26 protein-coding genes are annotated in these 22,828 nt (G+C 64.6%); 23 read left to right on the plus strand and 3 right to left on the minus strand.

Annotated elements, in window-relative coordinates; genetic code table 11:
- Positions 1-48 precede the first annotated feature (48 nt).
- Both AC07ZH_RS03830 and AC07ZH_RS03835 read left to right on the plus strand, forming a co-directional pair.
- Entirely contained in the window at positions 49-702 is a 654-nt protein-coding gene (locus tag AC07ZH_RS03830) for an amino acid ABC transporter permease (RefSeq protein ID WP_119108966.1), read from the plus strand.
- On the plus strand, positions 683-1,459 hold the full coding sequence (locus tag AC07ZH_RS03835) for an amino acid ABC transporter ATP-binding protein (protein WP_495198619.1): 777 nt from the start codon (positions 683-685) through the stop codon (positions 1,457-1,459). Before AC07ZH_RS03830 ends, AC07ZH_RS03835 begins: the two co-directional genes overlap by 20 nt.
- A gap of 90 nt (positions 1,460-1,549) precedes the next feature.
- On the opposite strand, the gene speE is transcribed toward AC07ZH_RS03835, so the two are convergent.
- A complete protein-coding gene (gene speE / locus AC07ZH_RS03840; RefSeq protein ID WP_495198620.1) occupies positions 1,550-2,491 on the minus strand; it encodes a polyamine aminopropyltransferase in 942 nt (313 codons plus the stop codon).
- Between the two features lie 155 nt (positions 2,492-2,646).
- The gene (speD, locus tag AC07ZH_RS03845; RefSeq protein WP_119109468.1) at positions 2,647-3,054 is read right to left on the minus strand and encodes an adenosylmethionine decarboxylase; all 408 of its coding nucleotides are present in this window, start codon (positions 3,052-3,054) and stop codon (positions 2,647-2,649) included.
- A 326-nt stretch (positions 3,055-3,380) separates the two neighbouring features.
- Between speD and AC07ZH_RS03850 the strand changes: the two genes are divergently transcribed.
- From AC07ZH_RS03850 to hisD, 12 genes are all read left to right on the plus strand, one after another.
- On the plus strand, positions 3,381-4,208 hold the full coding sequence (locus tag AC07ZH_RS03850; RefSeq protein ID WP_495198621.1) for an ABC transporter ATP-binding protein: 828 nt from the start codon (positions 3,381-3,383) through the stop codon (positions 4,206-4,208).
- Complete coding sequence (gene mlaE / locus AC07ZH_RS03855) at positions 4,205-4,987, plus strand: lipid asymmetry maintenance ABC transporter permease subunit MlaE (protein ID WP_495198622.1); 783 nt, start codon at positions 4,205-4,207, stop codon at positions 4,985-4,987. Before AC07ZH_RS03850 ends, mlaE begins: the two co-directional genes overlap by 4 nt.
- A 26-nt stretch (positions 4,988-5,013) precedes the next feature.
- A complete protein-coding gene (gene mlaD, locus AC07ZH_RS03860; protein WP_119108963.1) occupies positions 5,014-5,502 on the plus strand; it encodes an outer membrane lipid asymmetry maintenance protein MlaD in 489 nt (162 codons plus the stop codon).
- A complete protein-coding gene (locus AC07ZH_RS03865; protein WP_495198623.1) occupies positions 5,499-6,251 on the plus strand; it encodes an MlaA family lipoprotein in 753 nt (250 codons plus the stop codon). The genes mlaD and AC07ZH_RS03865 overlap by 4 nt, the downstream gene beginning before the upstream one ends.
- A gap of 139 nt (positions 6,252-6,390) precedes the next feature.
- The gene (locus AC07ZH_RS03870; protein WP_119108961.1) at positions 6,391-7,020 is read left to right on the plus strand and encodes an MlaC/ttg2D family ABC transporter substrate-binding protein; all 630 of its coding nucleotides are present in this window, start codon (positions 6,391-6,393) and stop codon (positions 7,018-7,020) included.
- A 5-nt stretch (positions 7,021-7,025) separates the two neighbouring features.
- Positions 7,026-7,331 carry an STAS domain-containing protein gene (locus tag AC07ZH_RS03875; RefSeq protein WP_495198624.1) on the plus strand — a complete coding sequence of 102 codons (306 nt, stop codon included), beginning with the start codon at positions 7,026-7,028 and terminating at the stop codon, positions 7,329-7,331.
- A gap of 14 nt (positions 7,332-7,345) precedes the next feature.
- Complete coding sequence (locus AC07ZH_RS03880; RefSeq protein ID WP_495198625.1) at positions 7,346-8,308, plus strand: ABC transporter ATP-binding protein; 963 nt, start codon at positions 7,346-7,348, stop codon at positions 8,306-8,308.
- A 49-nt stretch (positions 8,309-8,357) separates the two neighbouring features.
- Positions 8,358-9,113, plus strand: a complete 756-nt coding sequence (locus AC07ZH_RS03885; protein WP_119108959.1) for an ABC transporter permease — start codon at positions 8,358-8,360, stop codon at positions 9,111-9,113.
- Between the two features lie 148 nt (positions 9,114-9,261).
- Positions 9,262-9,504: a BolA family protein gene (locus AC07ZH_RS03890; RefSeq protein ID WP_119108958.1), complete on the plus strand. Its 243-nt coding sequence runs from the start codon at positions 9,262-9,264 to the stop codon at positions 9,502-9,504.
- Positions 9,505-9,604: 100 nt separating this feature from the next.
- A complete protein-coding gene (murA, locus tag AC07ZH_RS03895) occupies positions 9,605-10,885 on the plus strand; it encodes a UDP-N-acetylglucosamine 1-carboxyvinyltransferase (protein ID WP_495198626.1) in 1,281 nt (426 codons plus the stop codon).
- A gap of 1 nt (position 10,886) precedes the next feature.
- Positions 10,887-11,549: an ATP phosphoribosyltransferase gene (hisG, locus tag AC07ZH_RS03900; protein ID WP_495198627.1), complete on the plus strand. Its 663-nt coding sequence runs from the start codon at positions 10,887-10,889 to the stop codon at positions 11,547-11,549.
- 177 nt (positions 11,550-11,726) lie between these two features.
- Positions 11,727-13,049 (plus strand): histidinol dehydrogenase, encoded by a 1,323-nt coding sequence (gene hisD, locus AC07ZH_RS03905; protein ID WP_495198628.1) that lies wholly within the window; start codon positions 11,727-11,729, stop codon positions 13,047-13,049.
- Here hisD and AC07ZH_RS03910 read toward each other — a convergent pair.
- On the minus strand, positions 13,036-13,344 hold the full coding sequence (locus AC07ZH_RS03910; RefSeq protein WP_495198629.1) for a DUF2917 domain-containing protein: 309 nt from the start codon (positions 13,342-13,344) through the stop codon (positions 13,036-13,038). The two genes, hisD and AC07ZH_RS03910, sit on opposite strands and share 14 nt — an antisense overlap.
- 152 nt (positions 13,345-13,496) lie before the next feature.
- On the opposite strand from AC07ZH_RS03910, the gene AC07ZH_RS03915 reads away from it, so the two are divergent.
- The 9 genes from AC07ZH_RS03915 (at position 13,497) to AC07ZH_RS03955 (ending at position 22,810) form a co-directional block, all read left to right on the plus strand.
- Positions 13,497-14,945 carry an aminotransferase-like domain-containing protein gene (locus tag AC07ZH_RS03915; protein WP_495198630.1) on the plus strand — a complete coding sequence of 483 codons (1,449 nt, stop codon included), beginning with the start codon at positions 13,497-13,499 and terminating at the stop codon, positions 14,943-14,945.
- 68 nt (positions 14,946-15,013) lie between these two features.
- The gene (locus AC07ZH_RS03920; RefSeq protein ID WP_119108952.1) at positions 15,014-15,238 is read left to right on the plus strand and encodes a CopG family transcriptional regulator; all 225 of its coding nucleotides are present in this window, start codon (positions 15,014-15,016) and stop codon (positions 15,236-15,238) included.
- 3 nt (positions 15,239-15,241) lie between these two features.
- On the plus strand, positions 15,242-15,694 hold the full coding sequence (locus tag AC07ZH_RS03925; RefSeq protein WP_495198631.1) for a PIN domain-containing protein: 453 nt from the start codon (positions 15,242-15,244) through the stop codon (positions 15,692-15,694).
- A complete protein-coding gene (locus tag AC07ZH_RS03930; protein ID WP_495198632.1) occupies positions 15,691-16,809 on the plus strand; it encodes a pyridoxal phosphate-dependent aminotransferase in 1,119 nt (372 codons plus the stop codon). Before AC07ZH_RS03925 ends, AC07ZH_RS03930 begins: the two co-directional genes overlap by 4 nt.
- On the plus strand, positions 16,806-17,429 hold the full coding sequence (hisB, locus tag AC07ZH_RS03935; protein WP_119108949.1) for an imidazoleglycerol-phosphate dehydratase HisB: 624 nt from the start codon (positions 16,806-16,808) through the stop codon (positions 17,427-17,429). Before AC07ZH_RS03930 ends, hisB begins: the two co-directional genes overlap by 4 nt.
- Positions 17,430-17,472: 43 nt before the next feature.
- The gene (hisH, locus tag AC07ZH_RS03940; protein ID WP_119108948.1) at positions 17,473-18,141 is read left to right on the plus strand and encodes an imidazole glycerol phosphate synthase subunit HisH; all 669 of its coding nucleotides are present in this window, start codon (positions 17,473-17,475) and stop codon (positions 18,139-18,141) included.
- Positions 18,142-18,244: 103 nt separating this feature from the next.
- Positions 18,245-18,982: a 1-(5-phosphoribosyl)-5-[(5-phosphoribosylamino)methylideneamino]imidazole-4-carboxamide isomerase gene (hisA, locus tag AC07ZH_RS03945; protein ID WP_119108947.1), complete on the plus strand. Its 738-nt coding sequence runs from the start codon at positions 18,245-18,247 to the stop codon at positions 18,980-18,982.
- 430 nt (positions 18,983-19,412) lie between these two features.
- Positions 19,413-20,603, plus strand: coding sequence for a non-hydrolyzing UDP-N-acetylglucosamine 2-epimerase (wecB, locus tag AC07ZH_RS03950; RefSeq protein WP_495198633.1), 1,191 nt, complete (start codon positions 19,413-19,415; stop codon positions 20,601-20,603).
- Positions 20,600-22,810 (plus strand): hypothetical protein, encoded by a 2,211-nt coding sequence (locus AC07ZH_RS03955; protein WP_495198634.1) that lies wholly within the window; start codon positions 20,600-20,602, stop codon positions 22,808-22,810. Before wecB ends, AC07ZH_RS03955 begins: the two co-directional genes overlap by 4 nt.
- The last annotated feature ends 18 nt before the right edge of the window (positions 22,811-22,828 follow it).

Genomic DNA, 22,828 nt, shown 5'->3' on the forward strand with positions numbered 1-22,828 from the left:
CCCCCCGCTTGCCCCACGCGCGCCTCGGCGCGTGCTGCGAAGGACTGCATGGATTACCTGCTCTCGATGCTGGCGCCGCTGTGGCAGGGCGCGCAGGTCACGCTCAAGCTCTTTTTCATCACACTGGCGCTGGCTTTGCCGCTGGGCCTGGTGCTGGCGCTGGCACGGCTCTCGCGCTGGGCGCTGCTGCGCACGGCGGTCAGTGGCTATCTGTGGCTGATGCGCGGCACGCCGCTGATGCTGCAGATGCTGTTCATCTACTTTGCGCTGCCTTTCGTGCCGGTGGTGGGCGTTCGCCTGCCCGATTTTCCGGCGGCGGTGCTGGCCTTTGCGCTGAACTACGCCGCCTACTTCGCCGAGATCTTTCGCGCCGGCATCGAGGCGGTGGACCGCGGCCAGTACGAAGCGGCGCGCGTGCTGGGCCTGAACTACCGCCAGACCATGCGCCGCATCGTGCTGCCGCAAATGGTGCGGCGCATCCTGCCGCCCATGAGCAACGAGACCATCACGCTGGTCAAGGACACCTCGCTCATCTACGTGCTGGCGCTCAACGACCTGCTGCGGGCCGCGCGCGGCATCGTGCAGCGCGACTTCACCACCACGCCCTTCATTGTGGCTGCCGCGTTCTATCTGGCCATGACGCTGCTGCTCACCTGGGGCTTTGCGCGCCTGGAAAATCGCTATGCACGGCAAGACGCCTGAGGTCATGATCGAGGCACGCGGCCTGCACAAGCGCTTTGGCAGCGTGCCGGTGCTGCGTGGCGTGTCGCTGGAGATCGCGCGCGGCGAGGTGGTGGCCATCATCGGCCCCTCGGGCTCGGGCAAGAGCACGCTGCTGCGCTGCCTGAACCACCTCGAAACCATCGACAGTGGCAGCATCGCCATCGAAGGCGAAACCCTGGTCAGCACCGACGCGGACGGCCGCTGCAGTTATGCGGCCGAACGCGATCTGCGCCGCATCGGCCGCAAGACCGGCATGGTGTTCCAGCACTTCAACCTGTTTCCGCACCTCACGGTGCTGGAGAACATCACGCTGGCACCAGTCGATGTGCTGGGTCTGGCGAGCGATGTGGCGCGTACGCGGGCTGAGGCGCTCTTGGCGAAGGTCGGGCTCAAGGACAAGGCAGGCAGCTACCCTGCGCGGCTCTCGGGCGGGCAAAAGCAGCGCGTGGCCATTGCCCGCGCGCTGGCGATGGAGCCCGACATCATGCTGTTCGATGAGCCGACCTCGGCGCTTGACCCGGAGCTGACCGGTGAGGTGCTGCGCACCATGCGCCAGCTCGCTGAAGAACGCATGACCATGCTGGTGGTCACGCACGAAATGGGGTTTGCGCGCGAGGTGGCCCACCGCGTGGTCTTCATGGACCAGGGCGAGCTGATCGAGGCGCAGCGCGCAGCTGACTTTTTTGCTCACCCGCAGCACGCACGCACGCGGGCATTTCTGCAGCACATGCTGTAGTCAAATGCTCTTGTTATTGTAGCTGCAGGCGCTTATTGGATAAGCGCTGGAGCCATATTTTGCTTGTGCTCCGGCGCTTTGAACAGACTCTTAGGCAGGAAGCACGGCAACCCTTGGCAGATCCTCTGGGTCCATGGCTTCGGGCAGGCTGCCGCCGCGGTGGATGGGCTGCGCTGGGCGCGCCAGCAAATGGCGCACGAAGTTGGGCTGGGCCAGCAGGGCCTGGTGCACGGCGCCGTTGTAGAGCTGCAAATCCGCCAGCCCACGCTCGGCGATGCGTGCATCGACTGCTGCCGCATCCAGCAGCGCGGGGGCGGTGCTCTCGGACGCCATGGCCATGCACCACAGCGTGCCGTACAGCGGCACGTACTGCAGATAGGGGCGCACGATGGGGAATGCCGCACGCAGCGATGCGGCGATGCGCGCCATCGAGCCAGGCAGGTGGATGGGTGAGCCAAGGTGCAGCGACAGCACGCCGCCGGGCGCAAGCCGCTTGCGGCAGGCCTGGTAGAACTCCACGGTATAAAGGTCCAGCGCCGGGCCAAAAGGGTCCGTCAGATCGAGCACGATCTGGTCGAACCGCTCGCCGCCTGCCTCGATCAACACGCGTGCATCGCCCAGACGAATGTCGACCCGTGGATCGTCCAGCGCGCCGTGGTGGATGCTGCCCAGCCAGGCCCGCGCCATGGCGATCACCTCGGCGTCGAGTTCGGCCAGGACGACACGCTGCATGCCCGGGTGCTTGAGCAGCTCTTCCACAGCGCCGCCGTCACCGCCGCCCACGACCAGCGCGCTGCGCGGCCCGCCGTGGGCGATGGCAGGCAGGTGCACCATGGGCTCGTGGTAGAAGAATTCGTCGCGCTCCGAGGTCATGAAGCAGCCGTCGATGCGCATCACGCGGCCAAACAGCGCGTTGTCGAAGACCTCGATGTGCTGCCACTGCGACTGCACGCGGGCGAGCAATTCACCTTCGCGCAAATAGAAACCGAAGTCGGGCGTCAGCCGCTCGGCTAGGTATCGCGGTTGGGTCATTGCTGTCTAAAAAGGCAAAACCGTTGAAACGAGCGCGCCCAAAAACCAGTGAACGCCGCGCAAGGGCCGCCCCGCCGCGCTGGCGTTGTCCCCCTTCCCGAAGCGCCAAGCGATTCGAAAGAAGGGGGAAGGCGACTCAGGGGGATGCCTCATGTTCACGCCCGCTCGACACGGTGCAGGTGCGGGTCGGCCGGGTTGAACGCGGCTTGGATGTCGTCAAACAACTGCTGCGCCTTGGGCCGGTTGTTGGCCGAATAGTTGCAGACGTATACGTCCAGCGTCACGTAGCCTGCCTCGGGCCAGGTGTGGATCGAGAGGTGCGATTCGGCCAGCACCACCACGCCGGTGACGCCGCCACCCTCGCCAAAACTGTGGAACAAGGCGCCCACTGCGGTCAGACCGGCGGCGGCCACGCGCTCCTTGCAAAATTGTTCAAGGTGCTGGGCGTCGCGCATCAGTTGGCTGTCACACAGGCAGCCATAGAGGTCGCCAATCAGATGCAGGCCACTCGCCTGGCGACCGAGCGGGCGCAGCGTATCCGCGGCAGTGGGTACAGATTGCATGGGGCGGAGGTCCTTATTCTTGCGGATGGCAAAAACCGGCGCGCCGACGAACGCTCGCGCCGTGCACATCGCGCTGGCAGCAGGGAAACGAGGGGGAAAGCGGAGCCTGCGCCCTCGGATCGGCGTGGCGCGCGGGGCGTCGGGGCAAAGACCACTGCGCGGCCCCCTGGGAGCTCGTGAACACGTTCTTGCATGCCTCTTGAATCCACCCAGCACCAGAACCAAAAAGTATAGCCCGCAGCAGTAGGCCTCAGGAAGGATATCCGTAATTCCCCTATGATGGGCGGTTTGCCGCAGCCTTCCATCCTGCCCATTTTTCCATGTCCATGCCGACCACTCCCACTGAAAATGCGCTCGTGGAGCTGCGCGGGGTGCATTTCGGCTATGGGGAGCGTGAGGTGCTCAGCGGCGTGTCGCTGTGCGTTCCACGCGGCAAGATCACGGCCATCATGGGAGCCTCGGGGGGCGGCAAGACGACCGTGCTGCGCCTCATAGGGGGCCAGCAGCGTGCCGGCCAGGGCGCTGTCCTGTTTGATGGCGAGGACGTGGGGGCCATGGACACCGCTGCGCTCTACCGTGCGCGCCGGCGCATGGGCATGCTGTTCCAGTACGGCGCGCTGTTCACCGACCTCACCGTGTTTGACAACGTGGCCTTCCCGCTGCGCGAGCACACCGATCTGTCCGAGGCGCTGGTGCGCGACATTGTGCTGATGAAGCTGCATGCCGTGGGCCTGCGCGGCGCGCGCGATCTCATGCCATCACAGATCTCCGGCGGCATGGCGCGTCGCGTCGCGCTGGCGCGCTCCATTGCCCTGGACCCCGAACTGGTGATGTACGACGAGCCCTTTGCCGGGCTGGACCCGATCTCGCTGGGCACGGCGGCCGAGCTCATTCGCCATCTGAACGACGCCATGGGGCTGACCACTATCCTGGTGTCCCATGATCTGGAGGCTACGTTTCGTTTGGCCGACCACATCGTCATCCTCGGCCCAGGCCGCGTGGCGGCAGAGGGTTCGCCCGACGAGGTGCGTGCCAGCACCGACCCTCTGGTGCACCAGTTCGTGCACGCGCTGCCCACGGGGCCGGTGCCGTTTCATTACCCGGGCCCCGGGATCGAGGAAGACTTTGGCGCGCGCGCCGGGAGGGGCGCATGAGCTGGTTCAAGCCCGCAGACGTAGGTTTTGCGACGCGCGGCCTGCTGGGCCGTATCGGCAGCGCTGCGCGCCTGTTCGTGCGCCTTGTGCTGCTGCTGCCGGCGGTGGCCCGGCGGCCGGCTCTGGTGCGCGACCAGATCCATTTTCTGGGCAACTTTTCACTCGGCATCATTGCCGTCTCGGGCCTGTTTGTGGGCTTTGTGCTGGCGCTGCAGGGCTACTACACCCTGGAAGGGTTCGGCTCCACCGAGGCGCTGGGTCAGTTGGTGGCGCTGAGCCTGCTGCGCGAGCTGGGGCCAGTGATCACCGCGTTGCTGTTTGCTGGCCGTGCCGGCACCTCGCTGACAGCCGAGATCGGCCTGATGCGCGCGGGCGAGCAGCTCAGCGCGATGGAGATGATGGCGGTGGACCCGGTGCGCCGCATTCTCGCGCCGCGTTTCTGGGCTGGCGTGGTCGCCATGCCGGTGCTCGCTGCCGTTTTTAGCGCCATCGGTGTGGTGGGTGGCTGGTGGGTGGCCGTGGGCATGATCGGTATTGACAACGGCTCGTTCTGGAGCCAGATGCAGGGCGGGGTGGATGTCTTCCGCGATGTCGGCAACGGGGTCGTGAAAAGCGTGGTGTTTGGCTTCATCGTCACCTTTGTCGCCCTCCTGCAGGGCTACACCGCAAAGCCGACGCCGGACGGCGTGGCGCGTGCTACCACGCGCACCGTGGTGGTGGCATCGCTCTCGGTGCTGGCGATGGATTTTGTGCTGACGGCGCTGATGTTCAGCCTCTAAAAGCCCCGCAAATCAAGGAATCTTCAATGCAAAAGTCGCGAACAGATGTTTGGGTTGGGCTTTTTGTCCTGCTCGGGGCAGCGGCGCTGGTGTTTCTGGCGCTGCAATCGGCCAATCTGCTGCAGCTCAATTTTCGCAGTGGCTACCAGGTGACCGCCCGTTTTGACAACATTGGCGGGCTCAAGCCCAACGCAGCGGTGCGCAGCGCCGGCGTGGTCGTTGGGCGTGTGGCGTCGATCACGTTTGACGACAAAATTTACCAGGCACGCGTCACGCTTGAGCTGCAGGACCGCTATGCTTTTCCCAAGGACAGTTCGGTCAAGATTCTCACCAGCGGCCTGCTGGGCGAGCAGTACCTGGGCATTGAGGCCGGCGCCGATGAAAAAATGCTGGCCGCAGGCGATCGCATCGTGGCGACGCAATCCGCCGTGGTGCTCGAAAACCTGATCAGCCAGTTCCTCTACAGCAAGGCCGCTGACGGAGCGCCTGCCACCGACAGCACAGCAAAAAAATGAAACACCCTTTTCTTCGCCCTTTGTCTACACCGACGTTGCTTTTGGCATTGTGTGGCAGCCTGATGGCTGGCTGTGCCAGCGGCCCCAACGTGAATCGGGACGATCCGCTGGAGCCCTACAACCGCAGCATGACGAAGTTCAACGACGCCGTCGACAACGCCGTGCTCAAGCCCGTGGCCACCACGTACCAGGAATTGACGCCGATGCTGGTGCGCACCGGGGTGAGCAACTTCTTTGCCAACATTGGTGACTCTTGGTCGTTCGTCAACAACTCGCTGCAGTTGCGCCTGGAGCCGGCTGTCTCCAGCTTCTTCCGTTTTGCCATCAACAGCACCATGGGTCTGGCCGGCATACTCGATGTGGCCAGCGAGATGGGTATTGACCGCTACAAGCAGGATTTCGGCCTCACGCTGGGCCGCTGGGGGGTGCCCACCGGGCCGTATTTCGTGCTGCCCGTTCTTGGTCCCTCGACGATTCGCGACACCGTGGCGCTGCCCGTGGACATGAGCGGCAACCTGCTCACCACCGTGGATCCGGTTTCCGCCCGCAACAGTCTGTATGCGCTGCGCGCAGTGGACGCGCGTGCCAACCTGCTGCGTGCGGGCAGCGTGCTGGACGATGCCGCGCTGGACAAGTACAGCTTTACCCGCGACGTCTACCTGCAGGTGCGCCGTGAAGAAAACGGTCGCCGCCGGCCCAGTGCCTCTCATCCCGTCAACGACGGCCGGCTCCCCCCTGAGCCGGATTGAGATCTGGCGCGTCAGGGCGCAGCCAGAACGCAGCCTGCCCCGCTTGCCTGCATTCGGGCCGTTGGCCGACGCGTTAAGGGTTTACCCGAGATAATCCGTGCCATAGCACCCGCCTGAAGCGGTTTGGAAGGAGTGATTCATGCAAAGACGTTTGATTGGCCGCCTTGCGGCTGTCGTGTTGGCAGCGCTGGCGTTCGGGCCCGCGTTCGCGGCCCAGGAGGCGCCCGATGCCTTGGTGGGCCGGATATCCAATGAGGTACTGGCCGAACTGCGTGCCGACCCTGCGCTGAAAAACGGCAACCTGGACCGCATCATTGCGTTGGTGGACAAGAGCGTGATGCCCAACGTGAACTTTCGCCGCATGACGGCCGCTGCCGTCGGGCCGGCCTGGCGCCGCGCCACAGCGCAGCAGCAACAGCAGCTGGAGCAAGGGTTCAAGACGCTGTTGATCCGGACCTACTCCGGCGCTCTGGCCCAGGTGGGCGACCAGACCGTGGTCGTCAAGCCGCTGCGCGCAGCGCCGGACGATACGGATGTACTGGTGCGCACCGAAGTGCGCGGCCGGGGCGACCCGGTGCAGTTGGATTACCGGCTGGAAAAAACGCCTGGTGAGGGCGCCGGCTGGAAAATCTACAACCTCAACGTGCTCGGCGTATGGCTGGTGGAGACCTACCGCAGCCAGTTTGCCCAGGAAATCAACGCCCACGGCATTGATGGCCTGATTGAAACGCTGGACGCGCGCAACAAGAGCAACGCGGCAAAAGGTTGAACGCCTTGGCCGATGCCCTTTCCCTGCCAAGCGAGCTGACGCTGCGCCAGGCCAGTGGCGCGCTCTTGCGCTTGCTCGCCGCCATTTCCACGCTGGCGTCGGGTGTCCCGGTGCGCATCCAGGCGCAGGGCATGCAGGTGTTTGATTCGTCTGCCCTCGCCGTGCTGCTTGAATGCCGCCGTGCTGCGCTTGCCAGCGGCCGGGCGTTTGCGGTCGCCGGGCTGCCGTCTGCCCTCAGGGGCCTGGCCGCTTTGTACGGCGTGGACACCTTGCTGACCGACGCAGACGGCCACGCCGCACCGGCCGGCTAAAATAGCCGGCTTCCATGGCAGCAGTCTCCTTTCAGTCCGTCACCAAGACCTATTCGACCCCTCAAGGCCCCTTCCGGGCGCTGGATGCGGTGTCACTGGACATTGAGGAAGGCGAGTTTTTCGGCCTTCTTGGCCCCAACGGCGCGGGGAAAACCACCCTTATCAGCATTCTCGCGGGCCTGGCGCGCGCGACTTCCGGGCGCGTGCTGGTGCAGGGCGCTGATGTGCAAAGCGACTACGCCAACGCGCGCCGCAAACTCGGCGTGGTGCCGCAAGAACTGGTGTTCGACCCATTTTTCAGCGTGCGGGAAGCACTGCGCTTTCAGTCGGGCTACTTCGGCGTGGAGCACAACGACGCCTGGATCGATGAATTGCTGCACAGCCTGGGCCTGGCCGACAAGGCGCAGGCCAACATGCGCCAGCTCTCCGGTGGCATGAAGCGGCGTGTGCTGGTGGCCCAGGCGCTGGTCCACAAACCGCCCATCATCGTGCTGGACGAGCCCACTGCCGGCGTCGACGTCGAGCTGCGCCAAACACTGTGGCAGTTCATCGCCAAACTGAACAAGCAGGGCCACACCGTGCTGCTGACCACGCACTATCTGGAAGAAGCCGAAGCCCTGTGCAACCGCATTGCCATGCTGCAACGCGGCCATGTGGTGGCCCTGGACCGCACCTCGAACTTGCTCAAATCGGCCTCGGGCAACGTGCTGGTGTTCAAAACCGACGCGCCCTTGCCGGCGGCGCTGGCGCCGCTTGCGCGCGTCACTGGGCGCGTGGTGCAAATGGTTGCGCAGGATGTCCAGGAGGTCGAACACTTTCTGGCGCAGTTGCGCCAGGCGGGCGTGGAGGTGCAGGACATCGAGATTCGCCGCGCCGATCTGGAGGATGTGTTCCTCAAGGTCATGGCCGGCAACGCGCCGGCGGACTGGGAGGCCAAGGTGCCCAGTTTTCCCAGGCCCGCCGAGGCAGCAGCATGAGCGCAGCCAGGCAAGCGCACGCCCTGGTGCGTGCTACGGAGGTTTTGCAGTGACTGGCTGGCACACGCTGTTCTACAAGGAAATTTTGCGTTTCTGGAAAGTGGGTTTCCAGACCGTGGCCGCGCCGGTGCTCACTTCCATGCTGTACCTGCTGATCTTCGGGCATGTGCTCGAAGACCATGTGAAGGTGTACGACCGCATCGGCTACACCGCGTTTCTGGTGCCCGGCTTGGTGATGATGAGCGTGCTGCAGAATGCATTTGCCAACAGTTCTTCTAGCTTGGTGCAGAGCAAGATCATGGGCAGCCTGGTGTTTCAGCTGTTGACGCCGCTGTCCCCCTTCGCCTGGTTTGTGGCCTATGTGGGCTCTTCGGTGGTGCGTGGGCTGGCTGTTGGACTGGGCGTATTGGTGGTTTCGTTGTACTTTGCCGTGCCGCAGTTCGCCGCACCCCTGTGGATTGTGGTGTTTGCCGTGCTGGGCGCCACGCTGCTCGCTTCACTGGGCATCGTTGCCGGCCTGTGGGCCGACAAGTTCGACCAGATGGCGTCGTTCCAGAACTTCATCATCGTGCCGATGACCTTTCTCTCGGGCGTGTTCTATTCGGTAGGCTCGCTGCCGCCGTTCTGGAGGGCGGTGAGTCTGTTCAACCCATTTTTCTACATGATCGACGGTTTCCGCCACGGCTTTTTTGGCCAGAGCGACGCCTCGCCCTGGCTGAGCCTGGCCATTGTCGGAAGTGCCTGCCTGTGCGTGAGCCTGCTGGCCCTGCACCTGCTGCGCATCGGGTACAAGATAAGGTCATGAAGAAGCACCCCCTGAGTCGCGGCGCGCCTTCCCCCTCAAGGGGGACGCCGCCCGTGCGGCGGGGCGGCCCTTGCACGGCGGCCGCTGGCCTGGGCTGCGTCAGTTTCATGGCCCGGCGCACGCTTATCAACCTCCTGGAATAAACCAAATGACTGCCGACCAAATCAAAGACCTCATCAGCGCCGGCCTGCCGTGCGAATACATCACGCTCGAAGGCGACGGCCGGCATTGGTATGCGACCATCGTCTCGCCGGCCTTCGAGGGCCTGCGCGCCATTCAGCGCCACCAGCGCGTGTACGGCACGCTGGGCGGCAAGATGCTGAGCGACGAAGTGCATGCGCTCTCGATGAAGACCTTCACCCCGGCAGAGTGGGCGCAGGCACAGGCGTAAGCCAAATAGAAACCAGATTGCTCACCAAATAATAGCTTTAAGCGCTTGATGCATAAGCGCTAGAGCCATATTTCTTCTAAATTCCTAACGCAAGACAGGCATGGACAAGCTCCTGATTCGCGGTGGCCGCAGCCTGCAGGGCGAGGTTGCCATCTCCGGCGCCAAAAACGCCGCACTGCCCGAGCTGTGCGCCGCGCTGCTGACGGCCGAGCCGGTGCTGCTCGGCAATGTGCCGCACTTGCAGGACGTGGCGACCATGCAGCGGCTGATCGCCAACATGGGCGTGGCCATCGAGCGTACCGAGCAAGGCGGCATGCGCATGGACGCCAGCGGCCTGAACTCGCCTGAAGCACCGTACGAACTGGTCAAGACCATGCGCGCCTCGGTGCTGGCGCTGGGGCCCCTGCTGGCGCGCTTTGGCGAAGCCACGGTATCGCTGCCCGGCGGCTGCGCCATCGGCTCGCGCCCGGTGGACCAGCACATCAAGGGGTTGCAGGCCATGGGGGCCGACATCGTTGTCGAGCACGGCTACATCCTTGCCAAGTTGCCGGCGGGGCGCACGCGGCTCAAGGGTGCGCGCATCACCACCGATATGGTGACCGTCACCGGCACCGAAAACTTCCTCATGGCGGCCACGCTGGCCGAGGGCGAGACGGTGCTGGAAAACGCTGCCCAGGAGCCCGAGATCACCGATCTGGCCGAAATGCTGATTGCCATGGGCGCGCAGATCGAGGGCCACGGCAGCAGCCGTATCCGCATCGTCGGCGTGCCGGCACTGCATGGCTGCACACATGCTGTGGTGGCCGATCGTATCGAAGCCGGCACTTTTCTCTGTGCCGTGGCCGCTGCTGGCGGCGACGTTTTCCTGCGCCATGCCCGCGCGGACCATCTGGACGCCGTGATCGACAAGCTGCGCGAGGCCGGCGTGCAGGTGCTGGCGGAGCGCGGCGGCATTCGCGTCTCCAGTCCCGGCGCGGCGCAACTGCGCGCACAGGGCTTTCGCACCACCGAATACCCCGGTTTCCCCACCGACATGCAGGCGCAGTTCATGGTGCTCAATTGCGTTGCACGGGGCACGGCCACGGTGACCGAGACGATTTTCGAAAACCGCTACATGCACGTCGACGAGCTGGCACGTCTGGGCGCGCGCATTCAGGTCGATGGCCGCGTGGCCGTGGTCGAAGGCTTGGCCGGCAGCAGCACACGCCTGTCGGGCGCGACGGTGATGGCGACCGACTTGCGCGCCTCCGCCAGCTTGGTCATTGCCGGCCTGGTGGCTGAGGGCGAGACCGTGGTGGACCGCATCTACCACCTCGACCGCGGCTACGACTGCATGGAAGCCAAGCTGCGCGGCCTGGGCGCCGACGTTGAAAGGATTTAGTGTGATCACCCTCGCCCTCTCCAAAGGCCGCATCTTCGAAGAAGTGATACCGCTGCTGGCCGCCGCCGGTATTCAGGTGCTGGAAGACCCGGAAAAGTCGCGCAAGCTGATTTTGCCGACCAACCAGCCGGACGTGCGCGTGGTCATCGTGCGCGCCACCGACGTGCCCACCTACGTGCAGTTTGGCGGTGCCGACATCGGCGTCTGCGGCAAGGACACGCTGATCGAGCACAGCGCCGAGTGGGGCGGTTCGGGCAGCGCTGGTTTGTACCTGCCGCTCGATTTGCGCATTGCGCGCTGCCGCGTCAGCGTGGCGGTGCGCGACGGCTTTGACTATGCCCGCGCCGTCCAGCCCGGCGGGCGCCTGAAGGTGGCGACCAAGTACCCCGCCATTGCGCGCGATTTTTTCGCCAGCAAGGGCGTGCATGTCGATTTGATCAAGCTCTACGGCAGCATGGAGCTCGCCCCGCTTACCGGCCTGGCCGACGCCATCGTCGATCTGGTCTCCACCGGCAACACGCTCAAGGCCAACCACCTGGTCGAGGTGGAGCGCATCATGGACATCAGCTCGCACCTGGTGGTGAACCAGTCGGCACTCAAGCTCAAGCAGGCGCCGCTGCGCCGCATCATTGACGCGTTTGCGGGCGCTATCGGCCCGAAGTGAAATGAACACCCCACTGCGTCGCTTCGCGCCTTCTCCCCGCTCTCGCATCGCTGCGCGATGCGGGCAGGGTGACGCCACCGGTGCTGCGGGGCGGCCCTTGCACGGTGGCCGCTGGCTTGTTGTGTGCCACTGCAACTGTCGCGGATGCTGCGACATTCCATGAGACGCTGATTTACTATGAATTTAGTAGCTATACCCGCACGCCTATCAAGCGCTAGCGCCACTTTTGAAGCGGATTTCGCAGCGCGTCTGCACTGGTCTGCCGACCAGGACGCCGCGATCGAGCAGCGCGTCGCCGACATCCTGGCCGACGTGCGCGCGCGCGGCGACGCGGCGCTGCTGGACTACACCGCGCGCTTCGATGGCCTGAATGCCAGCAGCGTGGCGGCGCTGGAGCTCACGCAGGCCGAGCTCAAAGCCGCGTTCGATGCGCTTCCCCCGCCGCAGCGCGAAGCCCTGCAGGCGGCGGCCGCCCGCGTGCGCAGCTACCACGAAGCGCAGAAAAAGGCCTGCGGCGAGAGCTGGAGCTACCACGATGCCGACGGCAGCCTGCTGGGCCAGAAGGTCACGCCGCTCGACCGCGTGGGCATTTACGTGCCCGGCGGCAAGGCCGCCTACCCGAGCAGTGTGCTGATGAACGCCATCCCCGCGCATGTCGCTGGCGTGGGCGAGATCATCATGGTCGTGCCCACGCCGGGCGGCGAGAAGAACCCGCTGGTGCTGGCCGCCGCCTACGTGGCCGGCGTTACCCGCGCCTTCACCCTGGGCGGCGCCCAGGCCGTGGCGGCGCTGGCCTACGGGACGCAAACCGTCCCCAAGGTGGACAAGATCACCGGCCCCGGCAACGCCTACGTGGCCAGCGCCAAGAAGCGCGTGTTCGGCCAAGTGGGCATCGACATGATCGCCGGCCCCAGCGAAATCCTGGTGCTGGCCGACGGCAGCACACCGCCCGACTGGGTAGCCATGGACCTTTTTTCACAGGCCGAGCACGACGAGCTGGCGCAGGCGATCCTGCTGAGCCCGGATGCGGCCTACATCGACGCCGTGCAGCGTGAAATGAACCGGCTGCTGCCCACCATGCCGCGCGCCGCGATCATCGCCAAGAGCCTTGCCGGCCGGGGCGCGCTGATCCATACGCGCAGCATGGAAGAGGCCTGCGAAATTTCCAACCGCATCGCGCCCGAGCACCTCGAAATATCGAGCCGCGAACCGCACCGCTGGGAGCCGTTGCTCAAGCACGCTGGCGCCATCTTTTTGGGCGCCTACACCTCGGAGAGCCTGGGCGACTACTGCGCCGGCCCCAACCACGTACTGCCCACCAGCGGCACGGCCCGCTTTTCATCGCCGCTGGGCGTGTACGACTTCCAGAAGCGCAGCAGCCTGATTGAAGTGAGCGAGGCGGGAGCGCAAATTCTGGGCCCGATTGCCGCCACTCTGGCCTATGGCGAGGGCCTGCAGGCGCACGCGCAGGCGGCTGAATTGCGACTCAAGCCGCGCTGAGGCGGGCGGGTCGTGCACGAAGGCTGCCTGCCTCCTGCATCCAGCGCAGGCGCAGGGGCGCAGCGCCGTCGGCCCCGGCATACAACACGGGAGGGCCTTGCAGGGTGAGGCGCTGGCCGGCCTCCAGAAACAGGTCGTCGCTGCACCCCTGCTGCGTCAGCCACAGCCGGCCTTCCAGCACTTCGAGCGAGGCGCGCTGCCCGGTACGGCAGCGCAGCGGCGTCACCGGTGCGCCGGGCTCCAGGGTGATCTGGAGCATGGGAGCGGTAGGAGAGAGATGGAGCAGGGTTTTCATGCCGCCCACTGTGCGTGCGACGCCGCCCCTGCAACAGCCACAGCGCGCGGCGATGTGGTGCAACACAGATGCCCGGCGCGGGCCATCTGTGTTGCTTGATCTGAAGGGTATCTGTACCGATGGCTCTGGCGTGAACCGATACAGAATGCCATATGGCTCTTGACGATTCACCGCCGCTGTATCTGCAGATCGCCACGCAGATGGCCGAACTCATTCGCAATGGCTCCCTGGGGCGCGGCTCGCGCATGCCCTCGGTACGCGAACTGGCCCGCCAGCGCGGCGTGGCGCAAAGCACGGTGGTGCAGGCCTACCACTGGCTGGAAGATGCGCGCCTGATCACGGCGCGGCCCCGCTCGGGCTATTTCGTCGCCGCGCGGCCAGTGGCGCTGCCCGAACCCAGCGTTTCGCGGGGCCTGCGCCGCCCGCGCGACGTATCGGTGGACTGGCTGGGCCAGCGCATTCTGGGCACGCCGCATCCCGCCGACGTGATTTCGTTCAGCAGTGGCACGCCGGGGCCGGACTTGCTGGACGTGGACCGCGTGCGCCGCGCCGTGACCCGTTCGGCCCAGCGGCACCGGCAACTGCTGTGCACCTATCCTTCATCGAACGGGCATGAAGATGCCCGCCGGGCCATCGCGCGCTATGCCGTGGGGTTGGGATGCAGCCTGAACCCCGAGCGCATCCTCATTACTGGCGGCTGCATGGACAGCATCAGCCTGTGCCTGCGTGCGGTGACGCAGCCGGGGGACGTGGTGGCGCTGGAGTCGCCCACGCATTTTTCGTTTCTGGAGGTGCTGCAGGGCCTGCACCTCAAGGCATTGGAAATCCCCACGCACCCACGGTACGGCATTTCGCTTGATGCCTTGCAGTTGGCGCTGGAGACGCAGCCCGTCAAAGCCCTGCTGGTCGTGCCCACGCTCAGCAACCCGCTGGGCGCCTGCATGCCGCAAGGTGAGCGCCGCCGCTTGGCGCAACTCGCTGCGCAGCATGGCCTGGCCGTGATCGAGGATGCCATTTACAGCGACCTGGCCGAGCAGGACGAGCACCGGCGCTCCGTCAAATCCTATGACGCCACGGGCCATGTGATGCTGTGCGACTCGTTCTCCAAGACGCTGGCCCCTGGTCTGCGCCTGGGCTGGGTCGAGGCAGGACGCTGGACCGAACCCCTGCGCCGCATCAAGGACCTGCAGGCCGGCGGCCAATCGCCGGTGCTGGAACTGGCGCTGGCCGACCTCATAGGGCAGACCGGCCATGCCGCCGCCATGCGCCAGCTGCGCACGGCCATTGCTGCGCGCATGGACGAGGTGCGCCGGGTGATCGCGAGCGCCTTCCCGCCCGGAACGCGGGTCAGCGATCCGCCCGGAGGCTTGCTGTTCTGGCTGGAGTTGCCCCGCGCCGTGGATACCGTGCAATTGCACCAGGCCTTTCTGGACGAACGCATCCTCGTGCCGCCCGGGACGGTATTCGGTACCGGTGGGCGCTTTCGCAATTGCCTGCGCATCGGCGTGGGTGGCGATTGGACGGCCGACCATGTGCGTGCGCTGCGCAGGGTGGGGGAGCTGGCCTGCGCCATGGCGGCGGTGCCGCGCAAGGCGGCTTGAGTTATTTTTATTTTGTCTTGAAGTGACACGAAGTTCGTGCAACACGAAGTTCGTGTAAACTGTGCCGTATGAAAAACGTCACCATCACCATGGACGATGCCGTTGCCGAATGGGTCCGCGTGGAAGCGGCCAAGCGCGGCAGTAGCGTCTCGCGCCTGTTGGGTGAGTGGATGGCCGAAAAGATGCGCCAGGAAGACGCTTACGCCCAGGCCATGCGCGAGGCGCTGGGCTTTGAGACGTGGGGTGCTTCGAGCGGCCCCTATGTGCCGCGCAACACCCTGTTCGAGCGCTGAGCCATGGCAATCGCTCCCATTTTTGTCGACACCGAAGTGCTGCTGGCCAGCGTGGACGAGCGCGATGGTGTGCGCCAGGCGCGCGCCCGCGAATGGCTGCGCTTTTGCTGGGAAACCCGCAGCGGGCGCATCAGCTCACAGGTGCTCAACGAGCTGTACAACCAGGCCATCCAGCGTTTTGACGGCCCCCGGGTGCTGCCGCAGGTGCGTGCCCAGGTGCGGCGCCTGCGCGTCTGGCTGCCGCCGCACCTCGACGCCTATACGGTTGATGGCGCCTGGGACCTGCAGGACCGCTACGGCCTGGGCTACTGGGACGCGCTCATCCTCTCGTCCGCCCACCAGCAGGGCTGCCGCTACCTGCTGACCGAGGCGCTGCCGCACGACCAGCCCCTCGATGCCGTGCGCCCTATCAACCCCTTCCTTGTGGCACCTACTGCACTGGACACCACCGAATGACAACGACTACTGACCAAGCCCTGAACCGCATCCGCCCCGACGTCCGTGCCATGCACGCCTACGTCGTGCAGCCGGCGGAAGGCATGCTGAAGATGGATGCGATGGAAAATCCCTTCACGTTGCCGCCCGAGCTGCAACGTGCGTTGGGCGAACGTCTTGGCGCGCTGGCCTTGAACCGCTATCCCGGCGCGCGCAGCGATGACCTCAAGGCCGCGCTGGCGCAGTATGCGGACATGCCGGCGGGCTGCAGCATGGCGCTGGGCAACGGTTCCGACGAACTCATCGGTCTGGTCACCCAGGCTTGCGCGCAGCCCTGGGACGCCGCCGCGAAGCGCCCGGTGGTGCTTGCGCCGATGCCGGGTTTTGTGATGTACGCGGTGTCGGCACAGCTGCTGGGCCTCGAATTCGTTGGTGTACCGCTGACCGCGGATTTCGAACTGGATGTGCCCGCCATGTTGGCCACCATTGCCGAGTACCGTCCGGCACTCACGCACATCGCCTACCCCAACAACCCCACGGCCACGCTGTGGAACGAAGCGGCGGTGCAGGCCGTGGTCGATGCGGTGGGCGCGCAGGGCGGCATCGTGCTCATCGACGAGGCCTACCAGCCGTTCGCCAGCCGCAGCTGGATAGCGCGCATGCGCGCCGAGCCCGAGCGCAACGCGCATGTGCTGCTCATGCGCACGCTTTCCAAGTTCGGCCTGGCGGGTGTGCGCCTCGGTTACCTGATGGGCCCGGCAGCGCTGGTGGCCGAGATGGACAAGCTGCGCCCGCCCTACAACGTCAGCGTGCTCAACTGCGAGGCGGCGCTGTTTGCGCTGGAACATGCCGACGTGTTTGCCGCGCAGGCCGCCGAACTGCGCGCCCAGCGCGACCCACTGGTGACGCGCCTGCGCGCCCTGCCGGGGGTGGAGCGCGTGTGGGACAGCGAAGCCAATATGGTGCTGGTGCGCGTGCAGGACGCGGCCAAAACCTTTGCCGGTATGCGCGAGCGCAAGGTTCTTATCAAGAACGTTTCTACAATGCATCCCTTGCTGGCCCAGTGCCTGCGGCTCACGGTGGGTACCGCCGACGAGAACGCATGCATGCTGGCCGCCCTTCAGGCTTCGCTATGACCTCTTCTGCCCTCGTTTCCTCCGCCAATGCGGACCGCACTGCGGAAGTCAGCCGCAACACCAGCGAGACGCGCATCACCGTGCGCATCAACCTCGACGGCAGCGGCCAATCGCAACTCTCGACCGGCATCGGGTTTTTTGACCACATGCTTGAGCAGATCGCCCGCCACGGCTTGATCGATCTCGAAGTGCGCGCCGACGGTGACCTGCACATCGACGGCCACCACACGGTCGAAGACGTGGGCATCACGCTTGGTCAGGCCGTGGCACGTGCCATAGGCGACAAAAAGGGCCTGCGCCGCTACGGCCACGCCTATGTGCCGCTGGACGAAGCCCTGACGCGGGTGGTGATTGACCTCTCCGGCCGGCCGGGGCTGGTGCAGAACATCGCTTTCACCAGCGGCATGATTGGTGGCTTCGACACCCAGCTCACACACGAATTTTTTCAGGGCTTTGTCAACCATGCTGGCGCCACGCTGCATATCGACAACCTGCGCGGTGTCAATGCGCACCACCAGTGCGAGACAGCCTTCAAGGCCTTCGGTCGCGCGCTGCGTGCGGCGGTCGAGCGCGATCCGCGCAATGCCGGCAGCGTTCCTTCCACCAAAGGTGTTTTGTAAGTAAAAAGTGCCTCTAGCGCTTATAGAGTAAGCGCTATCAGCTATGAATATAAAAGCAAAAACGGTCGCAGTGGTGGACTATGGCATGGGCAATTTGCGCTCTGTGTCGCAAGCCGTCCAGGCCGCAGCGCAGGACACGGGTTGGGACGTCGTGGTGACCTCCCGGCCCGATGACGTGCACGCTGCCGCGCGCATCGTGCTGCCAGGGCAGGGCGCCATGCCCGACTGCATGCGCGAGCTGCGCGAATCGGGGCTCAAGGAATCGGTGCTCGAAGCGGCTGCCAGCAAGCCTCTGTTTGGCGTGTGTGTCGGCATGCAGATGCTGCTGAGCCACAGCGCCGAGGGGGATACGCCCGGCCTGAACTTGATCCCTGGCGAGGTGCTGCGGTTTGACCTGGCCGGCCGCCTGCAGCAGGACGGCAGCCGTTTCAAGGTGCCGCAAATGGGCTGGAACCAGGTGCGCCAGGTGCCCCATGGCGGCGCCGTGCATGCGCTGTGGCATGGGGTGCCCGACAACAGTTATTTCTATTTCGTGCACAGCTTTTATGCGGCGCCGGCGAATGCCGCGCACTGCGCTGGCGAGGCCGACTACGGCGCGCCCTTTGCAGCGGCCATTGCGCGCGATAACATCTTTGCCACCCAGTTCCATCCCGAGAAGAGTGCCGATCAAGGGTTGCGGCTGTACCGAAATTTTCTGCGCTGGAATCCCTGACCGAGCCGTTTCTTGCTGCATCCTGGCGGATTTTCCCAGGCTGCAACTTTTTCTCCACCTGTCCGGGCCAAGTCTTCGAGCCCACTATCCTTACCCACTTGCCATGCTGCTCATCCCCGCCATTGACCTCAAAGACGGCCACTGTGTTCGCCTCAAGCAGGGCGACATGGACCAATCGACCACTTTTGGTGAAGACCCGGCGGCCATGGCCAGGCGCTGGGTGGATGCCGGCGCGCGCCGCTTGCACCTGGTGGACTTGAACGGTGCCTTCGCGGGCAAGCCCAAGAACTACGCCGCCGTCAAAAGCATCTTGCGCGAAGTGGGCGACGAGATCCCGGTGCAGCTCGGGGGCGGCATTCGGGACCTGGATACCATTGAAAAATACATTGATGGCGGCCTGCGCTACGTCATCATCGGCACTGCAGCCGTGAAAAACCCAGGGTTTTTGAAGGACGCCTGCTCGGCGTTTGGCGGTCACATCATCGTCGGGCTCGACGCCAAGGATGGCAAGGTGGCGACGGATGGCTGGAGCAAGCTCACCGGCCACGAGGTGGTCGATTTGGCCAAGAAATTCGAGGATTGGGGCGTTGAATCCATCGTCTACACCGACATTGGCCGCGACGGCATGCTCTCGGGCATCAACATCGAGGCCACCGTCAAGCTGGCCCAGGCGCTCACCATTCCGGTCATTGCTTCGGGCGGCCTGAGCAACATGCAGGACATCGAGCGGCTTTGCGCTGTCGAGGATGAAGGTGTGGAGGGGGTGATTTGCGGGCGCGCCATCTATTCGGGCGACCTCGATTTTGCCGCTGCACAGAGCCGGGCCGACGCGCTGGCCTGATCTGCGCGCGGGAGCGCGCTAAGGAGCCTCTGCACGAATCGTCGCGCCGTGTGCATCTGCGGCCTCGGGCGATCTGCAGCGTTGCAAATCCTCGCGATAGCTACGGCTATCGCTGCGGTTTGCGCCTTGCAGCTCATCCCGATCCGCAGCGCCCACTTGCCACGCGATTCGTGCGGAGGCTCTCTAAGCGATGGGTTGCCGCCTATTTGTCGGCAAAGTGTTAACGTTGTTGCAATTTGTTCACGATTTGAGGGACTCTTGCGCACGGTCAGATACATTTGTTAAGATATGTGCATCGAGGGTCAGACGGCGCAGATCGTTCCGCCCACGGGGTTCACGCAAGTGGCCCCATTTCATGTGGTGGTGGTCTTGCGCGCTGTCGCATCCCTCCGGGGAGCAGTCTGTGAGGCCCTAGCGACTGACTCCTCGAATGCGCGTTCTTTCAATTTTCGGTACCCGTCCCGAAGCCATCAAGATGGCTCCCCTTGTGGCAGCACTGGGTCGGGAGCCACAGTTACATAGCAGCGTTTGCGTTACTGGGCAGCACCGTGAGATGCTGGCGCAGGTCATGGCGCTGTTTGGTCTGCAGGCCCAGCACGAACTCGATGTCATGCGGCCGAATCAGACGCTCAATGGTCTGTATGCACGGCTGCTGACGGCTGTGGGTGCGGTGCTTGACGCCGAGCAGCCCGATTGCGTGCTGGTGCATGGCGATACCACAACAGCGGCAGCGGCAGCCATGGCTGCGTTTCATCGCCGCATTGCCGTGGGGCATGTGGAAGCCGGCCTGCGCAGCGGCAACATGCATTCGCCTTTTCCCGAGGAGATGAACCGCCGGCTCGTCGATTCGATGAGCACCTGGCTGTTCGCTCCCACGCCGGCGGCACGCGAGGCAGCGCTGCAAGAAAAGGTATCGGGCCATATCTGGGTGACGGGCAACACGGTCATCGATGCGCTCAATGCCACGCTGGCTCGGCTTGACGCCGATGCTGAGCGCCAGCGCGCTCTGGCGCAGCGCTACAGCTGGCTGGATGCCGAGCGAAAACTTGTGTTGGTGACGGGCCACCGCCGAGAAAATTTCGGTGAAGGATTTCGCAATATCTGCGCTGCTTTGGAGGCGCTTGCACAGCGGGACGATGTGCAAATCGTTTACCCGGTGCATTTGAATCCCAACGTGCGGGATGTTGTGCAGCAATCCCTGGCCAGTCAGGCCAATGTCCACTTGATTGAGCCGCTCGACTACGTGGATTTCGTCTGGCTGATGCGGCGCGCCTACCTCATCCTGACCGATTCTGGCGGCGTGCAGGAAGAAGCGCCTGCCCTTGGCAAGCCGGTGCTGGTCATGCGCGATGTGACCGAGCGCCCGGAAGCCGTGGCGGCAGGGACGGTGCGCCTGGTGGGGACCTCGCGCGAGCGCATTGCCGCCGAGGCGACGCGCCTGCTGGACGATGCCTCCCTGCATACCGAGTTTTGCCGCAAAGGCAACCCTTATGGCGACGGACACGCCTGCCAGCGCATCGTCGATGCCTTGTGCGGGCGCGCCTTTGCCGAATTCAGACCCGGGCCGATTGCCCAATCGCAGCCTCTCATGAACGCTTTTATTGCGGAGTCTCACCTATGACAGCCAGCGTCTCTCACCCACGGCGTCTTTCGCGCCTGCTTGCCTTGATCGGCTTGAGTGCGCCTCTTCTGGCATGGGCCAGCCCGGCCGGAGATGCGCTGCAGCGCTTGCAGGGCGACACCTGGGTCAACCGCAGTTTTGCCTTGTCCGATCTGGGTTTTGGTGAGGATGTCCTGCTCAGCGGTTATGACAGCCGACAGGAGTTTTACCTTCCCGTGCCACGCACGCTGCATCTGGCCGATGCCAGCGTCGATTTCCGCGGGCGCTATTACAAGGCTGAGGAGGGTCGCACCTCCATGCTTTTGTTTGTCAATGGCAAACCCGTGCATTCGCGCCGCATCGACACCTCTGAAGGCGATGCCAGCCAGCTCTTGAAGGTCGATGTCAGCAAGCCCGGCAATGGCTTCCTGCGGTTTCGTGTGGATTGGCTGAACAATGTCGGCCAGCGTATTTGCGACGTGGAGCGCTCCACGGGCAACGTGTTGTCTGTGTCGAGCGACACGCGATTCAACTACCGTTTCAGCAGTGCGGCCTTGACCAGTCTTGCGGATGCCTGGCTGACTCTACCTGCCCACCCGACCTTGCTGGTGGCCTCGCGCAGCCTGAACAAAACGGCCTACGACACGGCTTGGCGGCTTGGCGTTGCGCTGGAGCAGGCCAATCGCCGCGTCCAAGTGAAGTCTTTCCCGTCGCCTGGCGATATGGTCGATACGACGGGCTGGCAGTTGCCTTCTGGCCTGGCCAATGTGCCGGCGTTCGCGGCCCTGGGCCAAAATGAGGCCAAGCACGCGCTGAAGGACGAGGCCGAGGTCGGTGCCTTGGTGGTTCTTGGATCGTCGCTGGCAACGGGCGATATTGTTGTTGCCGATCCCGCCCTGCAAAAGCAGGTCGCTGCAGCGCTGGATGCGCTGGGCGCACAGCTTTCCGCCGATCCAGACGCCACTCGCGCATTGGCGACCTGGCGCAGTTTGCAAACGGCGCTGGGCGCAGCGGCGGTGCCCTCGCATAGCGTGCGTCTGGCCACATTGGGAGCGCATCCGGTCATCGTCGTGGCCGAAGACGCCGGAGCCAAAGCGGCAGGCGCCTTTGCAGATGTATGGCGCAACGCTTTGACGGCGCGCAATGTGGTGATCGCCGAGGCCAATGCTCCCGAGGTGATTGACCAGGCGGCACTGCGTCTGACGAACCTGGGCGGCAGTGATGCCAACTTTGACGTGCTGGCGCATGGCGACTGGACGGCCACTTTGCCTCTGGCCGCCGTAGCGGTCAACGGCCGCATGCCCACCGATTTGGTGGTGGATGTGGCTGCGGCACCCGGGGCTTCCTCCACGCGGCCGGTGGCCTCAGTGTTCTGGAACAACGTGTTGCTGTCTGCCAGGCGCTTGCAGGCCGATGGACATCCCGAGCGGCTGGATGCGCGCGTTCCTGGCTATGCCCTTGGCCTCAGTAATGTGGTGCGCGTGTCGTTCCAGCGCCAGCCCTATTCGAACGATTGCAATGAGACGCCGCAGGCCTTTCCCGTGAGTGTGCTGCCTACAAGTTATGTGCGTGGCGGTGATTCCGAGCCTGACGGTACTTTTGTTGGCTTGCTCCCGTTGATGTCCGGTACGCCGGAACTCATCATTCCGCAGGCGTATCTTGCCGATGCGCCGGCTAGCTTGATGCGGGTGGTGCGCATGGCGGTGGCCGCAGGCGTGACGCCCGTGCGGGCCGAGCTGGTCGTTGCTGCGCAAGGCGCCGCTACCACGCCAACCCGGCCCTTCCTCGCCATGGAGGCTCCAGTGGACGGTGCCAAGGCGCGGGTGGAGATCAAGGATGCCCATTTGCGCATCAACGGCAAAAAGACCTCTTGGCTGGATGTCAATGGTTTGGCGCACCTGAGTGCCGTCGAAGTCACACGCGCCCACGATCAGGATGGGCTGTATTGGCAGACGCTGGGCGGCCAGGCACCTGTTCAAGAGAAGCCCTTTGTGCTCAATCGTGGCGATATTGCTTTGATTGGTGCGCAAGGCCCTGTGAGCTGGGTGGACAGCAGCAACCCTTCAGCGAGCCAGCCGCCGCGTGCTGGGGAGGGGGCGTTCTACGAATGGCGTCGGTACTTCTCCTGGGGTGTGCCATTGGTGAGCGCGGCGCTCCTGGTGTTGCTGCTGCTGTTTGTGTGGGCTTATCGCCTCAAGCGGCGCCATTCCCAGCAAAAGAGCCAGTAACGACGCTCTACGTCCTGT

It is taken from the genome of Simplicispira sp. GW247-4R2A (assembly GCF_059424465.1).